We start from the raw sequence: 23,445 nt of genomic DNA, 5'->3' as shown, positions 1-23,445 counted from the left end.
CTTTAGGAAACTGGAGTTTCCCGAATAGGGAACTGGCGTTTCCTCCCTGGGAAACTGTAATTTCCTCCTAGGGAAACCGGAGTTTCCTACGGAAGAAACTGCGGGGCACTCAGGAGCCGAATACGGGAACTCCTCTTATTTTACTTCTTCGAGTACGGAATAAGATTGCAATACATTATTATTGTTGTATTGTTCTGTACGGACAACTCCAATGTTAGGAGCATACCATTCGTATCCGTAACCTTCGATTGTTTCTTTCGGGGAACGTGATTTGATTTTAAATTTTACCTTCGTACAATCGAATGTTCCTGCCGGAGTGGTAATCTCTTCCGTTTTCACATATTCGCGGTCGTAAATCGAGATATTCTTTCTGTCCTTACGGTTTTTCTTTGAATAAATGTTGATCACTGCATCGTCGAAATAGACATCATCCGAAGAAGCTCCCTGTGCTACGCTCGGGTAATTGATCACGGCATCAGTTGCAGCCACTGCGGTATTCGTTGTAGTAACAAAAGACGGGTTGGACAGAATCTCTTTCATATCCATAAAGAATTCGCCATCCTGGCAAAAAGCTTCCAGCTCGCCTTTATCGATAACCGTTCCGCTATTATTGACGAACACGTAATCGGCTTCGACTTCCAGTCCGCCTTGTTTGTTTTCCACCTCATCCACTACATAAGTCATCACACCTGACAGGTTACCTTTGCCATCATAACTCTTTTTCACTAGTTTAGTACCTTTTGTCGTAGGGAAAAAGAATGTACAATCCTGTGCCATAGCCCCGCCTGCCAACATAGAGGCTAAAGCTAACAGTAAAACTTTAGATTTCATATTTCAAAACGTTTAAGTATTAATAATAAGCCGGATATCCAATGCCATGTTAGAACAGGGGAAGCCCCCGAATGTTCAGGGCTATTCCTTTAAAAATAGCAAAAGAATATCTATTTCAGCCTTATTTATAAGGAAAGGGGGCATCTAAAGGTACAACCATAAAAGTTAATTCCTAACTTTGGCGGTCTAAACAGTAATGTCTTATGGTACAAAGATTCGATTTCTTAGTGATAGGTTCCGGTATTGCAGGAATGAGTTTCGCACTTAAAGTAGCCAGTAAAGGGAAAGTTGCCCTGGTATGCAAAACTAATCTGGAAGAAGCTAACACATATTTCGCACAAGGGGGTATCGCCTCGGTGACAAACCTGATCGTCGATAACTTCGATAAACATATTGAAGATACAATGATTGCGGGCGACTGGCTCAGCGATCGCGATGCTGTTGAAAAGGTTGTGCGCAACGCTCCTCAACAAATCAAAGAGCTGATCAGCTGGGGTGTCGATTTCGATAAAGATGAAAAAGGGAACTTCGACCTGCATCGTGAAGGCGGCCATTCCGAATTCCGCATCCTTCACCATAAGGATAATACGGGTGCCGAGATACAGGACAGCCTGATACAGGCGATCCAAAAGCATCCTAACATCACTGTCTTTGAAAATCATTTTGCAATTGAAATACTGACGCAGCACCATCTGGGTGTCACCGTCACCCGCCAGACGCCGGATATAGAATGCTACGGTGCTTACATCATGGATCCGGACGGACGGATCGATACATTCCTTTCGAAAGTGACCCTGATAGCGACAGGTGGTGTCGGAGCTGTTTACCAGACTACCACCAATCCGTTGGTGGCTACCGGCGATGGTATCGCGATGGTTTACCGTGCCAAAGGGACTGTAAAAGACATGGAGTTCGTTCAATTCCACCCGACGGCATTGTATCATCCCGGCGATCGTCCTTCTTTCCTGATCACGGAAGCGATGCGTGGTTATGGTGGCGTTTTGCGTACGTTGGATGGAAAGGAGTTCATGCAAAAGTACGATAAACGTCTTTCGCTGGCTCCGCGAGATATCGTGGCACGGGCCATCAAGAATGAAATGGACACACGTGGTGACGATCATGTTTATCTGGATGTTACACATAAAGATCCGGAAGAGACGAAGAAGCATTTCCCCAATATTTATGAAAAGTGCCTGAGTCTGGGTATCGATATTACCAAGGATTATATTCCGGTTGCTCCTGCGGCGCATTATCTGTGTGGCGGTATCAAGGTAGACCTGGATGCCCGTTCTTCTATCGACCGCCTGTATGCCGTAGGCGAATGTTCCTGCACCGGTCTTCATGGCGGCAACCGCCTGGCTTCCAACTCGCTGATCGAAGCGGTTGTTTATGCCGACGCTGCGGCCAAACATAGTCTTAATATCATCGACTCATTAAGTTACCAGGAAAGTATCCCTGAATGGAACGATGAGGGTACCACTTCGCTGGAAGAAATGGTATTGATCACCCAGAGTGTAAAAGAGGTGGGGCAGATCATGAGTACATACGTCGGCATCGTCCGTTCCGACCTGCGTCTGAAACGTGCATGGGATCGCCTGGATATCATTTACGAGGAAACGGAAAGTTTGTTCAAACGGTCGGTCGCTTCGAAGGATATTTGTGAACTGCGTAATATGATTAATGTAGGGTATCTGATCATGCGCCAGGCGATAGAAAGAAAGGAAAGCCGCGGGTTGCATTATACGTTGGATTATCCGCCGGTGAAGAAATAACAGCACAAGTTGCATAATAAAAATAAAGGGAATGTAATCCGATTACCATAGTGTCATTCAGATTACATTCCCTTCTTATTTCCGGATATTCGTGTTTACTACAACATTAATTATATCCAGGGTTTTCAATAAGATCCGGATTAGCCCCTGTCCGTGTCGTCGTAATAGGGAAATAGTAATAATGCGGCCTGAACAAAGGAAGTGTTCCTCCATCGCCAAAAGAGATCTCCACATTTTCTATTATTCCCACTTTATACTTTCTTGTAGCATAATCCAGATAATAACGAATACCGGATCTTCCTCCCGTCAGAACCGTTTCTGCTTGTCTCCATCTTCTCAAATCCCAGTAACGGTGGCCTTCAAATGCCAATTCTACTTTTCTTTCCGCGCGAATAGCTTCCCTATCGATGTTCGTTTTGGAAGGCATCCCGGATCTGTTTCTAATCGTATTGACCGCGTCGAGTGCTTCTCCAGGCTTTCCTAATTCAAAAGCAGCTTCAGCCAGATTCAAAAAGATCTCTCCATAGCGGAACACTAAATAGTCGGTTTTCGAATTTTCTATACCTTCCATATTGTTGGCATCCGGATCCAGATATTTCATAACTCCGAAACCTGTACCGAAACGACCGTCTACACTTTGGTCACCTTGTGCCAATACTCCGTTATATGAACCTTCGGATTGAATCTCTCCATTTTCTTTTATAAGTCCGTTATAAAAAGTTATCGTACCTCCTTTCCAAGGCGTTCCTTCGGTATAGAAGGTAGCATGAAATCTTGGATCCCGGTTTCCCCAAAGTTCGTCTATGGAATAAAGACCGGATGTTAACTCTTGCCTGTCGATGGTTCCCGGAGTTCCGTCTATCTTTTCAAACGACTCGAGCATTTCCAGGTAAGGAGCATTTTTATTCCCTGCATTCCATGCCTGTGGTTTAGGCGATTGGGCAAAATCATATTTCCAGGCAATGCCACCATCGGAGACACCATTGTATTTCCGCGCCAGGATTACTTCCGGATTGTCCTTCACTAAAAAGATATTTTTAAAATTCTCCGTCTTATCCGCCTCTTTGTCATACAAGGTATACATACCTGAGTTTATAATCGCTTTAGATGCCTCATACGACTTTTGGTAATAGCTGTCAGCCATATTCTCCGGTATTCCCAACAAGCCGTCCAACTGCACCTTTCCATAGCGGGCAATACTGCCGGCATATAGCGCAGCTCTCGATTGAAGGGCGTATGCTGCATATTTACTGATCCTGCCTAACTCAGCCGACTCGATTTGTTCCGGTAAATCTTTTACGATTTCATCTACTTCCGACAAGATAAAATCATAGATTTCCTGTTCTGAATTCCGCTTGGGATACAACTCTTCTTTCGGATCATTCAACTCTTGCACTTTGGTAATCAGAGGGACGCCTCCATACCTTTTTACCATAGCAAAATAATTAAAAACTCTTAAAAAGCGGGCTTCAGCAGCACGGGTTTTAATATATTCGCCAGAGGCATTTGCCATCTTTATATTGTCCAGGAAAATATTTATGTTCCTGATTGTCTTGTAAGGCAGCTCCCAGTATTCCAGTAATCCACCTCGTATAGTCCAGTTTCCTCCTTTATACCGGATGATGTCACCCCTGTTTTGAAGTCCCCAGTTATAAGTACACTCATCGGAAAGTTCATTTACATAGAACATTCCGACCTGGATGGCACTGTATTTATCCCATTCGGTACTTGTTGCATCATTGGTGAACACAGGTGTTTGGGCATATAGCTCGGCCAGATAACTGTCCATTAGACTCGGGTCGGACCACACATCCGAATCTGAAATATATCCTAACGGCTTTTTATCCAGAATATCGCAGGATGAAAGAATACAAGCCGATATAATTGCAAATAGAATCGTTCTTTTCATTTTCGTATTATTTTACGTTATTAGTACTAGAATGTTACATTTAATCCCAGGCTTATCGTTCTTTGCTGCGGATAATAATGCCCGATATTCGGTGCTTCAGGATCTATACCGTATTTACTCAGGTTGCTAAGAGTGAAGACATTAGTCCCGGATAAATAGACCCTGGCCTTTTCTATATTCATGGCTGTGATGAGTCTTTTAGGCAGATTATATCCAAAAGATGCTGTTTTCAAACGTATATAACGGGCTCTTTTGTAGAAATAATCGGAAGCGTAATTGGCTGTCGGAGCTATACTTCCAACACGCGGGATAAGGGCGTGAGGGTCGTTGTTCTCTTCCGTCCACCTTTCATTGAATGTTTCCCGAGTCACTTCAAGGGATAAATTCGAATAATAGTCGAATGCCCCCTGGAATAAGAGAGACAAATCGAATCCCTTATATTTCAGGTTGAAGTTTGCACCGAACATCCAGTTAGGAATACTGCCTTTCCCTATTTCGACCTGGTCGCGCCAGTCTAATACCTTATCTCCATTGGTATCTACCAGACGGACATCTCCAGGTCTCAGATTTTTATTACCGCTGCCATCCTGGTCGAAACCAAGTGCATCGATTTCTGCCTGGCTTGTAAATAAACCGTCCGATTTATATCCGAACACACGATCAACCCACTGGCCGGAACGCTTTTCTATACGGATTTGATCCGGATCGGTGTACTCTGGCTCTTCATAATGACCGTATTTAGCTCTCGACCAGGATATGTTGCCACTAATATCATATACAAAGTCTTTCACATTTCCCGAAGTACCAAACAGTAATTCGAATCCTCTGTTATTGATACTGTTGAGGTTTTCTTCCGGAAGGACAGCACCAAAAGAAGAAGGTAGAGAGGATTGCCGCTTGGCAGGGATATCTTTCCGATCCCGGTAAAAAGCTTCTGCAACACCATAGAGCTTCCGGTTAAAGAGAGAAAAATCGACTCCGACATTGTAGATATCCATCGTTTCCCAAGTGAGAAAAGGATTGGCAAGCCCAGTAGAAGCAAGTCCTTTAATAATATTGCTCCCGTACATATATAATTTATTGAAGTTATAACCGGTCAGATACTGGAAACTACCGACGGCATCATTACCCGAACGCCCATAACTGGCTCTTAACTTCAAATTATCCAATACATCCATATTCTTCATGAAGCGTTCTTCAGACATCACCCATCCTAAAGAAACACTGGGGAAATAACCCCACCTGTGACTTTTAGCAAACTTGGCCGAAGCATCCGCACGGATAATTGTTTCGATCAGATATTTCCTGTCATAGGCATAGTTGAACCTGCCGACGAAACTCATACGCCCCATTTCGTAGGCATCCCCGTCATTATACATACCGATCGTGCTTCCTCCAAACAGGTAATCGATCTCCGTTGAAAGGAAATTTGTTCTTCCGGCCGATATATTATCGGTACGATAATCGATACATTCGAAAATACCGGCAGCTGTCAGATGGTGCTTTTCATTGAATATGCGATCGTAGTTGACCATTCCCTGGAGAGTCAAAGTATGGCTTTTTGAGACAGTATGGGTTAATCGGGAAACGTCGCCGAATGCTCCGGCCAGTGTGTAGGTATCACTCTCCGGATCCCATGTGTACAAGTCGACCGGCTTGGTAAAGTTTTTACCGAATTTGTAATCCAATACATAGTTCGCGAAGAATTTAGCAGATAAACCTTCTACCTGCAAAACCTTATAGTTCAATGACCCTGTAGCCTGGAACTTCTGATTACGGCCTTGATAATACCCGGACAGTTCGCTGTTTGAAGTGATATGTAGTCCACCCATTCCGCCGCCATGGGCAAATGGTATCTTAGTAGGATCCGGAAAACTGGAATGATAGATAGGCAAAGTAGACCAGTAATCTTCCCACATATATCCACCTACTCCCATATCGCGAGCTGGTGTATTCTGGTCTTCAAAAATACCGACTACATCCAACTGGAATGATAAACTGTTATTGATTTTTGCATCTATATTCGATTGCAGATTATACCGACGGTAATTACCTCCATGCTTCTTTATCATTGTTTGCTGATCCATGAAACCGATAAATCCGTAATATTTGATCTTATCGGATCCCCCTCTGACGGAAAGATTGTATTGCTGCTGTGGTGACCAGTTCCGCATCAACACATCATACCAATCCGTATTCGGATAAAGCGGATTCGTTCCTTTATAATATTCTTGCATAGCCTCTTTGGTATAAGGGGCATTCTCTTCAGTACCTCCGCCATTAAAATGGGATTCACGCTTTATTTCCACATATTGCCCACTCGATAACGGTTTCAGAATTTTAGTCACTCCCTGGAAAGTCCCGGAAACGTTCAATGAGAACATAGGTTTCGAATCTATACCCCGTTTGGTTGTTACCAAAATAACACCGTTACCGGCTCTTGCTCCATAAATAGAAGCCGAACCATCTTTCAGGATGGAAATAGATTCTATCTGGTTGGCATCGATATTATTAAAGTCGGATTCAACGCCGTCCACAATAATTAAAGCATCTCCGAAACCACGTATTTTCAGGGCAGCAGCATCAGCACCCGGCTGTCCGCTGGACTGCACTGCAACCAAGCCGGGAAGACGTCCAGCCAATGCATTTGAAGTACTGGCAATCGGGGAAACGGTTAGTTCTCCGGATTTGATATTCGAGATAGCTCCGGTCATATTCCCTTTCCGTTGAGTTCCGTAACCCACTACAACAACTTCGTCCAATGCCTGCATATCTTCTCTGAGCGTAACCGATATCTGATCTTTTCCGGCTACTTTAACCTCTTGTTCGTTATATCCGATATAAGATATCTGTAAGGTTGCATTGATAGCTACCTCTAAAGAGAAAGTGCCGTTTACATCGGTTACCGTACCGTTGCCGGTTCCTTTTTCCACAATATTAGCTCCGATTACCGGTTCTCCATGCTGGTCTTCAACGTATCCGCGGATACGTTTTTTCTGTTGTTGCGGTAAGGATTCCCGCTTCATCAGCATGATATTGTGGCCCTCCATTGCATAAATGATATCCGAGTTTTCAAATATCCTGCGTAAAACTTCAGACACAGGCGTATCCGATAGTTTCAGGGAGATTTGTTGACTCAAATCCACTTTTTTATAGTTATAAACAAAAAGATAATCGGTCTGTTCCTCTATTTGTTTAATAACATCCCGTACCTGTACGTTCTCTGCATCAATATGGATACGCGCATTCTGCGAGTTTGCATTAAAAGCAAAAACCGTTGATACACACAGTAGTATAAAAGCAAAGGTTAACTTCATAACTCTATAAAGGTGTTTAAATTCGCTTAATAACAGGACATAACATGTCCTTGTACATTTTTTTTTCATAAATTTGTACTGATCTAAAATGTTGGTACTTGATTTAAATTCGCTAATTACGTCGTAGGCCGACATTTGGCCGGATTATGGTTGCAACATAATCCGGTTTTTTTAGGTTCTTTCTTATCTTCTAATCATAGGCTTTCTATTTTATTGTTATCAGGTTTAATTCATTATCTATCTTATAAGAGAATTTGTGCTCCAGCTGTAATACTTTCAGCACATGTTCTACGCCGTCTTTTACCCGGAATTTACCAGAATAGGATTCTTTCAGGAAAGGCAATGCCGCCACCTCGATTTTTACATCATAATAGAGGCACAATTTATGAATGATCTCCTCTATCGGTGAATTGGTAAAACAGAGTAATCCTTCTTTCCATTTAAAATAATCCATATCCTTTATTCCTGTGGATATGTATTTCCCGGAGACCAATCGTATCTGTTCTCCCGGCTTCATCTTGTAAGTGTTGGAAGAGTTTACAGAGGCCAGTTCAACAACCCCTTTCAACAAGGAGATTTCAAATTCCGGGACTTCCGAATAGGCAGAAACATTAAATTCCGTCCCCAAAACCTTTATATTCATTTTCTCTGTCTTTACTATGAAAGGAGACTTCTCATTACGCATAACTTCAAAGTAAGCTTCGCCATCGAGTTCGACCTGGCGGCTGTTTTTCTGGAAAGTGACGGGATAAATCAATCTGGATTGTGCATTCAACCACACTTTCGTACTATCCGGAAGAGTCAATTCCGCACGCTGTCCTGAAGGAACAAACAATGTCTGATACAAGAGAATATCCTCTTCGGTTTCCTTCTTATCCAATAACGACCTTCCTCCTATCAATATGAGTACAATAGCCGCAATCTTCAACAACTCGATCGCAATCCGTTTCAGGGATACGGATGTATTCATCTTCCTTTGGATTTGTTGTTGTTTCGATTGATTCATGATGGAAATATCATACAGCTTATGTAAAGACATAAATTCCTTGACATGCTTTTCATCCTGATCCAGCCAGTCGACAACAGATTCTATTTCTTCTGTCGTGACATTACCTTCAATATACCGTTGTAATAGTTTTTTATCCATTTGCATATTTTTATCAGCTTCTTGTTAATATAGACAACACAGCAATAAGAACCCCTAAAAGCAAAAAATCTTTTTTCTACGATTTTTAGGCCCCAAACAAGAAATAAAATATCGGCAAGTAATCTTTTAAAGCAATTCGTAAAGCTTTTAATGACTTTGTTATATGATATTCAATACTTTTAGGAGAGATAGATAATTCTTCGGCTATTTCTTTTACAGATAGTGATTCATAACGGCTCATCTCAAAAACACGACGGGTTTGGCCAGGTAAGGATTGCAATGTATCCTGAATAATACGTGTTATTTCGGAAGAAAAGATTTCCTGCGGGTCGCAAGCTTCCAAGGTTGTGATACGATAATCCAAATCTCTCACCATCTTGGACGACATTGTTTCGATAGCCTTTTTTCTTACTTCCTGGTGCTTCAGGTAATTCAGAGTGTTATTTCTCAAAATAGTCAGAAGTAATGATTGGGGGTGCTGTATGGTTTCTTGTTTTGAGGTTTCCCATAATTTAATAAGAGCTTCGGATACAATGTCTTCTACCATCATATCATCTCTGATGTATGACTTTACAAACAAGAAGGAACGCTTGTAATAATTCGTATATATTTCACTGAAGCTAATAGTACTCATTGTACACGATCTCTCTCCGGGTTGATAGCAATATTCAGCAAAAGTAATTTTTATTTGATAATCACAAAGTTAAATTGCAAAATATCTCTATACCGACACAGAAGAGACCGCCTATCACCCATTCTTTCAAGGTTGATAAACGGTCTGTCACTTACAAATATGAATATGTTTATTTAAATGTTCTGACCTTATAGAGATCTATATCTTCAATTGTCAAAACTTTCTTAGGATTTTCCATATAAATATGATGTGTCCAAAAATTAATTTCAGCTTGTGTATATACCATATATCCTGTTTCTTTATTATAATTAACAGACTTGATATTCTCCCTGTCTGCCAGCGGTTCAAATGGAGTAAAAGACTCTTTGGCTATATCAAACCAGTAAACGCCATTATGCCCTGTGAAAATAAGTTCGTTGTCAGTAACAGCAATCAAATCATGCCCTCTCTCTATGGGTGTTTTCCAAACTTTTTCCAAATGAAGAGATGGTGAAGATGTTTCCCAATCCTTCAGTGAATAAGCACGCAGTTCATCAAAACCTAATGCATACAAAGTTTCATTGCTTTCTTGCCATACCGCTCCATGTCCGGAATAAAGGCTATCTTTAAAAAGCACCTGTTCAGGTTTTTGAATATCATATAGTTCCAGACTATTCCCCTCCACGCTGGTAGATAAAGCGACAACAATTCGTCCATTAGGCAATAAATCAGCAGAATGTGCCATCGGTACACGTGCATAAAACAACGTTTTTTTACTTTCCCTATCCAACAACAAAACTCCTCCACTGGAAGATGTCAACAAAATTTTTGAACCATTATCCACAGGTTTACATTCATCTAATGATTTCATATACTCTTTATACTCAACAGGAACCTGAGAATCCAGATCTTCTGAAGCTTTCCAACTCCACAGAATATCTATATGATGGTCTTCCGATTCATCAACATTAATAATCAGAGCCTGATCTTCGCCACAAACAATAATTTCCTTTGCTTTTGATTTTCCACATCCGGATGACAGTAGCAGGAATAAAGTCGCCAAACAATAAATAAGTCTTTTCATACCTCACAATTTTTAATTTGTTAATTAAAGAAGTTACATGTATATCTTATGACAAGATCAAGGTATTATTCCCTAAATAGATTTTGAACAAACATTGCATATCACAGCCGCATTCCGTTCATACCACAGATGGATTCCGTTTGTTTCACAGTTGAGTTTCTTTCATACCACAGCTGTGGTATGAAAAGGGAATGCAGTAGTAAGTAGCACTACTCGCCGGGGAAATGACAATATCCGGCAGGTAATCGACTATATCCCAAGGGTAATGGAGACTATAAGGCATTATATCGTGACGGCGATACCCCGAACTGGTTCGTAAAATGCTTACGGAACGTTGTTATGTCGTTATAGCCTACCATTTCTGCAACTTCCTGGACAGAATACTTCCGCTGCATGATCAATGAAGCCGCTTTACTGATACGGATGCTGCGGATCACTTCTATGATGGACAGGTTACTTTGCTGTTTGATCTTCCGGTATAAAGTCGGCTGACTTATATTCAAGAATCCGGCAAGAGCTTTCGCGCTGAAATCGGGATTCGTCAGATTGGCTTCGATGATGTTGATAACCTGTTGCATGAATGGATCTTTCCCTTCCTCTTCCGGCTCTTCTGCCGTATGTTTCAGCATCAATGTCTTTGTATAAATACGTTTCAGCTGCTCCCGCATACGGATCAGATTCTCGACTTTTGCTTTGAGCACTTCCGGGTTGAACGGTTTCATCACATAATCGTCCGCCCCCATCCGGGTACTCTTCAACAGATCCTCCTCCTCGGCCTTTGCCGTAAGCATGATGACAGGGATATGGGCTGTCTGCAAATGTTGCCTGATCTCCCGTACACAAGCAAATCCATCCATTACCGGCATCATTATATCCGAAACGATCAGATCGGGGATTTCTGTTATGGCCGTCTCCACTCCTTCCTTTCCGTTATGCGCTTCCAAAACCTGATATTCCTTGCTGAATAAGGTATTGATATAACCCCTTATTTCATCGTTATCCTCTACTATCAGAAGCTTTTTACCCGAATTCGGTTGGGAAGGTTCACTCTGCTTCTCCACATCAAAATAAGTATCCTTTCCATCCGGCTCCTGTGTTTTTTCAATCAATTCATAGTGATCATCCCTGAAATGCTCTTTTCCACATGGGATATAAAGAGTAAATTCTGTCCCTTTATCCGGAGAACTCTCCAATAAAACATTCCCGTGATGCATATCCATCGTGTTTTTTACGATACGTAAACCAATACCCATCCGGGTAGAAAATGAGGGTTCATTCTTCCCTGTAATAAAAGAATCGAAGATATGTTCCTGCAACTCTTCGGCAATTCCAGGGCCATTGTCTGCAACAGAAAGAAGACAGTACTTTATTCCGTCGAGTTCCTTTTCGGATAATGAAACGCTTATTTTTCCGTTGCTGGAAGTATATTTGAAAGCATTCGATAAAAGATTTCTTAAGGCGGATTCTATCTTTCCACTATCTATCCAAAGGTCGAAGGAACGGATACCAGAGTCCAGGATGAACTCTGTATTTTTTATTTCAGCCATGTGTTTAAAAGATGCCATAACCTTCTTAACTAAGTCAACAATATCAACTTCTGACAAATGAAGTTGCACCATTCCGGCTTCTATTTTCTGAACATACAGGAGCTGGTTCACCAGAGTAGATAATGAAGAGGCATTTTTATAAACAAGCGACAACTTTTCATACATAGTTTGTGAAAGGCGATCGGCCTGCAACAACTCCTGTAAGGGAGAAAGAATTAATGTCAGCGGCGTACGGAGTTCATGGGATACATTGGTAAAAAAGTTCTCACGCTCCCTGTTGATTTGCTTTTCCTTTTCGCGTTCCAGATTGGCCACAAACAACTCATGCTTCAAACGTTCCTCTTTCCTCAGGCGGGCTTGCTGGATCTTTACACGACGCATCCAGTAATACAAGGCCAGCACAACAAAGATGAACACAATCAACCGGAACCAGACCGTTTCGTACCAATGAGGTAAAATCTTTATAGCAAACGACGTTACATCACCGCTGGAACCGTCCGGAAAGATACTTTTCACTTCAAACAAATATTCGCCTTCAGGAAGATTTGTATAGGAAATCTTCTCGCCTTCCCCCGAAATCAGCCACTCCGATTGATAAGGAGCCAGGCGGTAGCTGTATTTCTGTAACGTTTCTGAATAAGTCAGATTACTGAAAAGCAGAGAGAAGCTATTATTCATACTGGATAATATCAGATTATGCACATAAGGAACTCCTTCCGTAAGAATGACCTGATCGTTTATTTTCTCCCCAATTTCAACTGGTTTATTATCTACCTCTATCTGGGTTATTACCACTTTATCCGGCACGGGACGTTCGTCCATTACGTCTTCTGACGTAAAGTAAGTCATATTCTTATTATTACCCCAGAACAAATAATCATGATAAAGCATTACCGAACGGTTATTCCCTGATATATAGTAGTTATAAAACAGCTTCTGATGTTTGCTGTAACGACAGACACTGGAACTGGAGCCCAACCAAAGATGTCCTTTCGTATCTTCGCTGATACAACCGATAAAATTGCTGCTTAAACCGTCGTGCGTTGTATAGAAAGTATCGATCCGGTTGGATTCAACATCCAGAACACCGAATCCATCCGTATATCCGATATAAAGATTCTTATCGGAAGAAGCAAAAAGAGCACGTATCTCGCGTGCCGGGATATCCGCTTCCTTCTCAAAATCTGCTTGCAGGCTCTCTTTCTCCGGATTGAATTTCTTTAGCCCGAACGTGGTTCCCAACCATAAGTTTTTATCGGGAGTTTCCGTTATTGCCCGGATTATATCGGGACGAACCTCATAACGTGTGAATTGTCCGGATGACTTATCAAACAATAATAACCCATCCGACGTACCCAGCCATAAACGTTCCTGACTATCGACGAATAAAGACCATATAGAACCATTCCATGCCGGATTATCAGACAAACGTATCGGGTAGACAGTAAATGTTTTACCGGTTGAGTAATAACGGATCAATTCCGAATTGGTATTTCCAAACCAGAGATCACCCGCTTTATCAGTTATTGCGCTTAATACGGTATTTCCCGCTTCGTTCGGAACCAGTTCAAAAGACAACCGGTGTTGCGGGTCAAAGGCTTCCGTACTTCTCATAATTCCTTTGTGGAAGGTTGCCAGCCAGATATAGTTCTCCTTGTCGGTGGTCATCGCACATATTTCATTATGCGTATCCTGATGGAAACGTTGATAAAACTGCTTTCTTAAATCGGAAGAATACACACCACCCCCCTGTGTTCCGATCCAAAGAAGCCCATCCGCATCATAATAAGCCGAGATCATACGGGTTTCCAGATTCCGGTGAAGCTGTGAAGCCGTATTATTATAGACTTCCGTTGAATATTGGGTAGGATCTTCCTTATCAGGAATCAGGATAGCATATCCATTCCAGGTTGCTGTCAGGTAACGTCCGTTACTGAGCGGAACGATCTCATAAACATCCCAGTGTGACAAGGAATTCTTTTTGTTCTTAGGATCATACGTGTATTGTGAATAAGTATCCAAGACAGGATTGTAGCGGATCGCCCCGTTTGCCCAGGTGGAGATCCAGACATAACCCTCTGAATATAAGAGGCGATTGATATGTATTTTCTTTACTTTGGGTAAATCTCCTTTATTCAGAACGGTGTAGGAAGCAGGATCGAAAGCAAGAATATTTCCCCAGTCCGTTCCGATATATATAACTCCATCCGGCGACTGGCAAAAAGCCAGAAAGTTTGTCCCTTCATCAACCAATGAAGTAAACTCCATTTCTACTTTCAGGCTCACTTCTTTAATATTTCCTGTTTTATCTTTCACATAATCTACTGAAACCAGAGAAAGATTATCATAAGAAAGCGACCAGAAAGAAGAGTCATTTTGAATTAGTACATCCTGGACTCTGGTATCTTCATCCTTCTTTCCGACATAATGAATTGGGACAAACCGCTCCAGTCTACGGTCAAAACAATAAATTTGCTGATTGGCTATCAGCCAAAGGAAGCCGTTGGGTGTTTCGCGTATCTGCGAAACCTTCACATAGTTGTTATCCGGCCCGAAGTTCTTCATATTTTTTCCGTCGTAACGGCTCAGGCCGTTATCCGTACCAAACCACATAAAACCGTCACTGTCTTTATGGATACAGGAAACGGTATTATCAGCCAATCCGTTCTGCATGGTAAGCACCCGTATATCTTTCTCAAAAAAAGCATATCCGGAAGTATGACAGAAGGCAAACAATAATAACGCAACGATAAATCTCCCCATACATAAAACGATAAGTCATACAAAGAAAGAAAAAAAGAGGGAGAATAATCCTAATCGGAGTAAATAAAACTGACAAAAAAGAACAAATGATTAAAACACCAGTCATTTGTGAATAAATCACCCATCATACTGTATATCAATAAGTAAATTAAAGAGAACACCCGCTGTTAATGAATAAAACACCTGTTATCCCATCTGTATATACCCGATACTTTTGCTTACAAAGATTATTTAAAATTAGTATTCACAACCTTAAAACTAAAAGAGGATGAAGAAAAGAGTCACATTATTAATTGCGCTGCTGATGGCCAGTATATCCTATATATACGCGCAGCAGTTGACCATTACTGGTACTGTTATTGACAAAGGCCTGGGCGATCCGGTTATCGGAGCGACCGTTCTCGTGCAAGGAACCACCAACGGGACTGTTACCGACATGGACGGTAAGTTTTCTATCAACGCTTCCAAAGGAGATGTATTAAATATCTCCTATATCGGCTACCAGCCACAAACCGTTAAAATAGACGGTACACAACAGGTTTACACCATTCAATTAGGGGAAGACACACAGGCACTCGATGAAGTGGTTGTTGTCGGTTTCGGAACACAGAAGAAAGTGAACCTGACCGGAGCTGTTTCCACAGTCGATACCAAAGCATTGGAGTCGCGCCCGGTAGCACAGGTAGGGCAAGCCCTGCAGGGAGTTGTTCCCGGTTTGAACCTTTCGCTGAACAACCAGGGGGGAGCATTGGGTAACGCCTTGAAAATAAACATCCGCGGTACAGGTACGATCGGTGAAGGTTCGAACGACGCCCCGCTGATCCTGATCGATGGAATCGAAGGGGATATGAATGCTTTGAACCCGGATGATATCGAAAACATCTCCGTACTGAAAGATGCAGCCGCATCCAGTATTTACGGTTCACGTGCTCCGTTCGGTGTAATCCTTATTACGACCAAAAGCGGAAAAAGCGGAAAGACACAGGTTTCTTATAATAACAGTCTCCGCTGGTCTACGGCAACCAATCTGCCTGATATGATGGATTCTTACACATTTGCCAAGTACTTTAATGCAGCCGCGTTGAACAGCGGACAGGACAGCCCGTTCAATGACGAAACATTAGGACGCATTATCGCTTATCAGAAAGGAGAACTATCGACAACCACTGTTCCTAATCCGGGTAACGGCATGTACGAATTCCATCAAAGGGCGAACGACAATCAGAACTGGACACGCAACCATTTCAAAACGGGTTTCAGCCACGAACATAATGTAAACGTAAGCGGCGGTACTGAGAAACTTACCTATTTCATGTCGGGTGCCTTCATGGATCAAGGTGGTAACATGCGTTACGGTGATGACGACTTCAAACGTATGAACGCATCAGCCAAGATCAACTCGAAGGTGAACGACTGGTTGCAGATCGGCCTAAGCACTCGCTTCATCCGTGAAGAACTCGACCGTCCGACTTACGCAAACGATGATCCGGACAATACCACAAACGGTATCCAGGTCGGTTTATATTACCACGACATCTCACGTACCTGGCCGACCATGCCTCTCAAAGATCCGAACGGCCATTACATGCGTAATTCCAAAATCATCCAGATAGAAGACGGAGGACGTTACAAACGCCGGAAAGACATTATTTATACACAGGCCAACGTAACCATCACCCCGTTGAAAGACTGGAACATCCGAGGAGACGTAAGCCTGAAGGCAGAACATATAAACAAAGACGAAAACCTGGCTAAAATCTATGAATGGAACTCAAAGAACGAACCGGTACCTTTGGCATTTGCCGGTAGCTACGGTCCTGGTGCAACGTATGCATGGTCTTCCGCACAGGACAACAATCTGTTGACAACCAGCTTGTATACCGATTACTTCAAGTCGTTCAACAAAAACAACTTTAAAGTGATGGTCGGCTTCAACACCGAACTCTACAAGCAGAACTATGTGTATGCTAAACGTGACGATGTAATCAGCGACGAAGTGCCGAGCATCGATACCAGTATGGGTAAAGACTATACGTCCGCCAACAAAAAGGAATGGGCCACCGCCGGTTTCTTCGGACGTTTGAACTACGACTACGACGGTCGTTACCTGGCTGAGATCAATATTCGTTACGACGGTTCTTCGCGCTTCCTGCGTGACAAACGCTGGAATGTATTCCCTTCTTTCTCGCTGGGATACAACATCGCACGTGAAGCATTCTGGGAAGATCTGTCGGAATACGTAGGCACTTTGAAACCTCGCTTCTCATGGGGTAAGCTGGGTAACCAGAACACCAAGGAGTTCTATCCGTTCTATCCCTCTCAGCCACTCGGACTGAAAGATGGTAAATGGTTGATCGGCGGGCAGCAACCGACTACAGCAACTGCTCCGTTGATGGTCAGCGACCTGATGACCTGGGAAAAGATCACAACAACCAACATCGGTTTCGACTTCGGTGCTCTGAACAACCGCCTGACCGGTTCATTTGAATGGTATATGAGAAAGACAGACGATATGGTAGGCCCTCCCGAAGAAAAATCGCCGATTATCGGTATCGACAACGACAAACTGCCGCGTATCAACAACGCAGCCATGCAAAGCAAAGGTTGGGAACTCGCTTTAACCTGGAACGACCAGATCGGTAAGGTGGGTTATACTGTCGGATTTACATTGGCGGATGCCCGTACCAAGATCACCAAATACCCGAATGACGCGCAGATCATCGACCGCAAGAACTCGGACGGCATCATGGAATACGTTCCCTACAACGGCAGATACATGGGCGACATCTGGGGCTTCGAAACCATCGGCATAGCCAAGACCGACAAGGAGATGCAGGATCATCTGGCTACGACAGACCAGTCACAGATCGGTAGCAAATGGGGCGCAGGCGACATCATGTACAAGGACATCAACAACGACGGTAAGATCACAACCGGTTCCAATACGGTAGGCGATCCGGGCGACCGCAAGATCATCGGTAACGAGACTCCGCGCTACCAGGTAGGTATCACGTTGGGAGCCGACTGGAACGGTTTCGACTTCCGCGCTTTCTTCCAGGGCGTTTGCAAACGCGATGTCTGGTTGGACGGTAACTTCTTCTGGGGTGCTGTAGGCAGCGGCCTCTGGCAATCTATCGGATATAAGGAACATTTCGACTACTTCCGTCCGGAAGGCGATGACATGGGTGCCAACCTGAATTCTTACTTCCCGAAACCTTACTTCGATGCCAATGCGACAAAGAACCAGAAGGTACAATCCGGTTACCTGCAAAGCGCAGCATACCTGCGTCTGAAGAACCTGCAGATCGGTTATACCGTTCCTAACCACCTGACATCAAAAGCAGGTCTGAGCAAGGTACGCGTATTCTTCTCCGGCGATAACCTGTTCACCATCTCTTCTATCTTCGGCGTATTCGATCCCGAAGCAGTAGGCGGAGAAATGGGTGCCGGTAAGATCTATCCGCTATCAAGAACACTGTCATGCGGTGTAAATGTTTCATTCTAATAAATAAAAGCATCATGAAAAGACAATCAATCATCATATTATCGCTGGCAGTCGGCTCGCTAAGTTTCACTGCGTGTAACGACTTCCTCGACCGTGAACCGCTATCGTCCGTAACTTCGGAGCATTATCTGAACACAGAAGCGGAGTTGGCCAGCTTCGGAGCCGCGCAATACGATGCGCTTCCGGCACATAAACCGGGTGAATACAGTATCGGTGTATTCAAGACCGACAATAACAGTGACAATCAGTGTTCCACAACAGAAGAAGATAACTTCGTTCCCGGCGAACGCCGCGTACCGACCAGCGGAGAATGGGACTTCAAGAAGATACGCGACTGCAACTATTTCCTTGAAACCGTATTGCCTAAATACGAAGATGGAAAGATCAGCGGCGTAGACGGAAACATCCGCCACTATATCGGAGAGATGTATTTCTTCCGCGCTTTCCAGTACTTCACCTTCCTGAAGAAGTATGGAGACTTCCCGATCGTCGACAAAACACTCTCGGACGACTATGCCGAACTGGCCGAAGCCAACCAGCGCCGTCCGCAGAACGAAGTGGCACGCTTCATCCTCGCCGACCTGGATAAAGCAATCGAGATGTTGAAGGAAACAGCTCCCGAAGCTAACCGCCTGACAAAATACGCAGCTCTTCTTTTGAAGTCGAGAGTAGCCTTGTACGAAGGAACCTGGTTGAAATACCACGCAGGAACCGACCGCGTGCCGGGTGGACCGGGATGGCCGGGTGCCAACGCCAGTTACCTGAACGGTTTTAGTATCAACCTGGACAGCGAAGTGCAGTTCTTCCTGACAGAAGCCAAGAATGCCGCAGAGCAAGTGGCCGACAAGTTCCCGTTGGGAGATTACTCCAGCATGTTCAACAGCATCGATCTGTCAGACAAGCCCGAAGTCATTCTTTGGAGAAAGTATGACATCGGACTGAAAATATTCCATTATGTGGTATCTTATCTGCAAGCTGTTTACCCGGGTGGCAACGGTTGTGGTAATACGGGCTTTACCCGTTCGCTGGTAGAAAGTTATCTGATGAAGAACGGTCTGCCGATCTATGCAGCCGGTTCCGGTTATAAAGGTGACAAAACGCTGACTGATGTGGCTACCGACCGCGACAACCGCCTGCGTGAATCCATGAGTATCACTGGCGACCAGATCAACCCGAACAATATATTCAGCCGTCCGGGTATCACGATCATCGCCGAGAATAAGAATACAACCGGCTATTGCCTGCGTAAAGGTTTAAATCAAGACCCGAACATGGGAGCAACCCTGCCGGGCAACACAGGTTGCGTTATCTTCCGTGCCGCTGAAGCTTATCTGAATTATATCGAAGCTCACTATGTACTGAACAACTCGCTGGATGCCAAGAGCATCGCTTACTGGAAAGCCTTGCGCAACCGTGCCGGTGTAGACAGCGATATACAGAAGACAATCGCGGCAACCGATCTTTCGAAAGAAAACGACTTCGCCGTATATTCCGGTGATCAGCAGGTGGATGCTACCTTATATAACATCCGTCGTGAACGTCGTTCGGAATTCATCGCCGAAGGTCTACGCCTCAACGACCTGTACCGCTGGAGAGCACTCGACCGCATGAAGGATTACCAGGTGGAAGGTTTCAACCTTTGGGACGAACAATACAAACTGTATGACGACCTGAAACCGGAAGGAGAAGCCGACGAACCTAACGTTTCTGCCCGTGCCAACAAGTATCTCCGTCCGTACCAGATACACCGTAACAACAAGGCGTTCAACGGATATACCTTTATGAAAGCTCATTACCTGGCTCCTATCGCTTACGACGTGATCCGTCTGAGTACACCGGAAAAGGGTGGCGACATAAGTACCGCTTACATCTACCAGAACCCGGGTTGGGAAGTCCAGGCGGGAACAAGTGCTAAGAAGTAAGGTATCTACTAACAGCTACAATACGAGTAAGTAACATTTAAGTCCCTATTCTTTCATCTTTCGGCAAATGGCAAATAATCTTTCGACTATTGGGAAAAGATTATTCGACAATAGTCAAAAAATCATTTGCCAACTGCCGAAAGATGAAAAGGTAGGGTACTAAACAATAGAAGTTCACCATGAAACAGTTACCCCAACAGCTCTTATTACTTACTTCCTGCCTATGTATCAACGCAACACAGGCACAGAAGAAGATTGAAACACCTAACCTGGTGTTCATCATGGCCGATCAATGGCGCGGACAGGCAATAGGTTGCCTGGGACTGGAGCCGGTACAGACTCCCAATCTCGACCGTCTCGCCGCCGAAGGGGTCTATTTTACGGATGCAATCAGCAGCTATCCCGTCTCCTCCCCTGCCCGAGGAATGCTGATGACGGGCATGTACCCGACAAACAGTAAGGTAACAGGCAACTGCAATTCAGCCACGGCTCCTTACCATGTGGAGCTACCCACCGAAGCCCGTTGCTGGTCGGATGTGCTGAAAGACCAGGGATATGAACTGGGATATATCGGGAAGTGGCATCTCGACTCTCCTCACCAACCTTACATCGATACCTATAATAACAAAGGCAAAATAGCCTGGAACGAATGGTGCCCCAAGGAACGCCGCCACGGCTTCAGCCACTGGATCGCCTACGGCACGTACGATTATCACCTGAAACCTATGTACTGGGATACGGATGCCTCTCGCGACGAATACTATTTCGTCGACCAATGGGGGCCGGAATATGAGGCCGACCGGGCCATCGACTACATCGCCAATCAAGATAACAAGCTACGCGACAGCGGCAAACCTTTTGCCCTGGTCGTATCCATGAACCCGCCGCATACCGGATATGAGCTGGTTCCCGACAAATACAAAGAGATATACCGGCACATGGATGTCGAGACTTTATGCGACTCGCCCGTTATCCCTCCCCGGGGAACCGAGTCGGGAGATTACTTCCGGAAGAGCGTGCCCGACTATTATGCCTGCATGACCGGGGTAGACGAACAAGTGGGTCGCATCATCCGCCAGCTGAAAGAACAGGGATTATTCGACAATACGATCGTCGTATTCACCTCCGATCATGGCGATTGTATGGGAATGCACAACCATATCGGGAAAGATATTTACTACGAAGAAGCGATGCGTATCCCGCTTATGATCAGCTGGCCGGAGAAGATCGCACCGCGCCGCGACTCGACACTGGCGATCGCTTTTGCCGATCTTTATCCTTCGCTACTCTCATTGATGGGCTTCAAAGATGAAATACCGGCAGAGGTACAGACATTCGACTTGTCGGCTTCTATCCTTTCCCCGGAGAACACCCAGGAGGTTGTACAGCCCTATTATTACGTCGTCCCTGAAAATTTAACAACCGGATACCGGGGTTTACGAACAAAAAAATATACCTTTGTGGTACATGCTACAAACGCTCAGACTGACGAGTGGTTGCTGTTCGATCGCGAACAAGACCCGTTCCAGCTAAACAATATAGCCCCCGATCAGCCGGAACTGATTAAACAGTTTTCCTCCCGGTTAAAAGACTGGCTGAAGAAGACAAATGATCCTTTTGTAAACTGTCTATAACGAACATACACATGAAAACATATTTTTATCTGGCAATCCTTCTGATAGTAAGTATCTTCCCGGCAATGGGACAGGAAACCGATATTCCGCGCCCGGCACCTCATCAGCTGAAGTGGCACGAGTCGGAAATGGGTGTTGTCTTCCATTATGACCTGCATGTCTTCGACGGCATCAAGTATGGTCAGGGTAACAACCGCGTCCAGCCGATAGAGGATTATAATATCTTCAACCCGACACAGCTCGATACCGACCAATGGATACGGGCGGCCAAAGCAGCCGGGGCGAAGTTTGCCGTACTGACGGCCACACATGAGACGGGCTTTGCCATCTATCAGAGCGATGTCAATCCGTATTGCCTGAAAGCGGTGAAATGGCGTGACGGGAAAGGGGACATCATCCGCGACTTCGTCAACTCCTGCCGCAAATACGATATTATGCCGGGCATTTATGTCGGCATCCGATGGAACTCACTTTTTGGCGTTCATAATTTCAAGGTACAGGGAGAAGGAGAGTTTGCCGCCAACCGTCAACAATGGTATAAGCATTTCTGCGAGCGCATGGTGGAAGAACTATGCAGCCGTTACGGGGATTTGTTTATGATCTGGTTTGACGGTGGCGCAGACGATCCGAAAGGGGACGGGCCGGACGTATTGCCGATCATCAGCAAGTACCAGCCGGAATGCCTCTTTTATCATAATGTAGACCGGGCAGACTTCCGTTGGGGCGGTTCCGAGTCGGGAACTGTCGGTTATCCCTGCTGGTCTTCTTTCCCCTATCCTTTCTCGCACAGCAACAATACGGAAGGGGTTCGCAATCATAACGATCTGTTGAAACACGGCGACAAAGACGGTCGTTACTGGGTGCCGGCTATGGCTGATACACCGCTTCGCGGAATGAACGGCCGTCACGAATGGTTCTGGGAACCGGATGACGAGCAGGCCATTTACCCGGTAGACAGCTTGATGAACATGTATTATAAGTCGGTGGGAAGAAACGCAACGCTGATTGTCGGCCTTACACCCGATACGACCGGGCTGATCCCTGCCGGTGATGCGCAACGCCTGAAAGAATGGGGCGACGAGATCAACCGCCGTTTCTCCTCCCCTCTCGCTTCAACCTTCGGACAGAAGAAAAGCCTGACGCTGAAACTGGATAAGGTGCAACCTGTCAATCACTGCATTATCCAGGAAAATATTCAAAACGGGGAACGTATTCGCCAGTATAAAGTAGAAGCCAAAGTGAATGGCAAATGGCAGACAGTCTGCGAGGGTGAGTCGGTAGGTCATAAACGCATCGAGCAGTTCCCGGCAGTCGAGGCTTCGGCGTTACGCCTAGTTATCTCCCGGTCGGTTGCACAACCGGATATTCGTAACTTCAGTATTTTCAACGTTCAATAACAAA

At 44.5% G+C, this 23,445-nt stretch carries 12 protein-coding genes; 5 read left to right on the top strand and 7 right to left on the bottom strand.

The annotated features are described in order from the left end of the window. Positions 1-135 precede the first annotated feature (135 nt). Complete coding sequence (locus HMPREF1212_RS21375) at positions 136-831, bottom strand: TapB family protein (RefSeq protein ID WP_046151017.1); 696 nt, start codon at positions 829-831, stop codon at positions 136-138. A gap of 203 nt (positions 832-1,034) precedes the next feature. Between HMPREF1212_RS21375 and nadB the strand changes: the two genes are divergently transcribed. Further along, positions 1,035-2,603 carry an L-aspartate oxidase gene (nadB, locus tag HMPREF1212_RS21370; RefSeq protein ID WP_046151016.1) on the top strand — a complete coding sequence of 523 codons (1,569 nt, stop codon included), beginning with the start codon at positions 1,035-1,037 and terminating at the stop codon, positions 2,601-2,603. Positions 2,604-2,709: 106 nt separating this feature from the next. Here the strand turns inward: nadB and HMPREF1212_RS21365 are convergent, their stop codons facing one another. The 6 genes from HMPREF1212_RS21365 to HMPREF1212_RS21340 form a co-directional block, all read right to left on the bottom strand. Continuing rightward, the gene (locus HMPREF1212_RS21365; protein WP_046151015.1) at positions 2,710-4,512 is read right to left on the bottom strand and encodes a RagB/SusD family nutrient uptake outer membrane protein; all 1,803 of its coding nucleotides are present in this window, start codon (positions 4,510-4,512) and stop codon (positions 2,710-2,712) included. 26 nt (positions 4,513-4,538) lie between these two features. Then, entirely contained in the window at positions 4,539-7,829 is a 3,291-nt protein-coding gene (locus HMPREF1212_RS21360; protein WP_046151280.1) for a TonB-dependent receptor, read from the bottom strand. 205 nt (positions 7,830-8,034) lie between these two features. Further along, positions 8,035-8,976, bottom strand: a complete 942-nt coding sequence (locus HMPREF1212_RS21355) for a FecR family protein (RefSeq protein WP_046151279.1) — start codon at positions 8,974-8,976, stop codon at positions 8,035-8,037. An 85-nt stretch (positions 8,977-9,061) separates the two neighbouring features. Continuing rightward, on the bottom strand, positions 9,062-9,610 hold the full coding sequence (locus HMPREF1212_RS21350; protein WP_046151014.1) for an RNA polymerase sigma-70 factor: 549 nt from the start codon (positions 9,608-9,610) through the stop codon (positions 9,062-9,064). A gap of 169 nt (positions 9,611-9,779) precedes the next feature. After that, positions 9,780-10,673 (bottom strand): DUF6528 family protein, encoded by an 894-nt coding sequence (locus HMPREF1212_RS21345; RefSeq protein WP_046151013.1) that lies wholly within the window; start codon positions 10,671-10,673, stop codon positions 9,780-9,782. Positions 10,674-10,945: 272 nt separating this feature from the next. Next, positions 10,946-14,983: a two-component regulator propeller domain-containing protein gene (locus HMPREF1212_RS21340; protein ID WP_046151012.1), complete on the bottom strand. Its 4,038-nt coding sequence runs from the start codon at positions 14,981-14,983 to the stop codon at positions 10,946-10,948. 268 nt (positions 14,984-15,251) lie between these two features. On the opposite strand from HMPREF1212_RS21340, the gene HMPREF1212_RS21335 reads away from it, so the two are divergent. The 4 genes from HMPREF1212_RS21335 to HMPREF1212_RS21320 all read left to right on the top strand — a co-directional run bounded on the left by HMPREF1212_RS21335 (position 15,252) and on the right by HMPREF1212_RS21320 (position 23,441). Further along, a complete protein-coding gene (locus HMPREF1212_RS21335) occupies positions 15,252-18,488 on the top strand; it encodes a SusC/RagA family TonB-linked outer membrane protein (RefSeq protein WP_046151011.1) in 3,237 nt (1,078 codons plus the stop codon). 14 nt (positions 18,489-18,502) lie between these two features. Then, positions 18,503-20,410, top strand: a complete 1,908-nt coding sequence (locus HMPREF1212_RS21330) for a RagB/SusD family nutrient uptake outer membrane protein (protein ID WP_046151010.1) — start codon at positions 18,503-18,505, stop codon at positions 20,408-20,410. Between the two features lie 179 nt (positions 20,411-20,589). Then, the gene (locus HMPREF1212_RS21325; RefSeq protein ID WP_028729986.1) at positions 20,590-22,044 is read left to right on the top strand and encodes a sulfatase family protein; all 1,455 of its coding nucleotides are present in this window, start codon (positions 20,590-20,592) and stop codon (positions 22,042-22,044) included. 65 nt (positions 22,045-22,109) lie between these two features. Then, the gene (locus tag HMPREF1212_RS21320) at positions 22,110-23,441 is read left to right on the top strand and encodes an alpha-L-fucosidase (protein WP_369800857.1); all 1,332 of its coding nucleotides are present in this window, start codon (positions 22,110-22,112) and stop codon (positions 23,439-23,441) included. Positions 23,442-23,445: the final 4 nt, after the last annotated feature.

The sequence above is a fragment of the Parabacteroides sp. HGS0025 genome, from assembly GCF_000969845.1.
Taxonomy (GTDB): domain Bacteria; phylum Bacteroidota; class Bacteroidia; order Bacteroidales; family Tannerellaceae; genus Parabacteroides; species Parabacteroides gordonii.
Note: the sequence above shows the minus strand (reverse complement) of the source record. Positions and strands in the feature narration are given on the sequence as shown.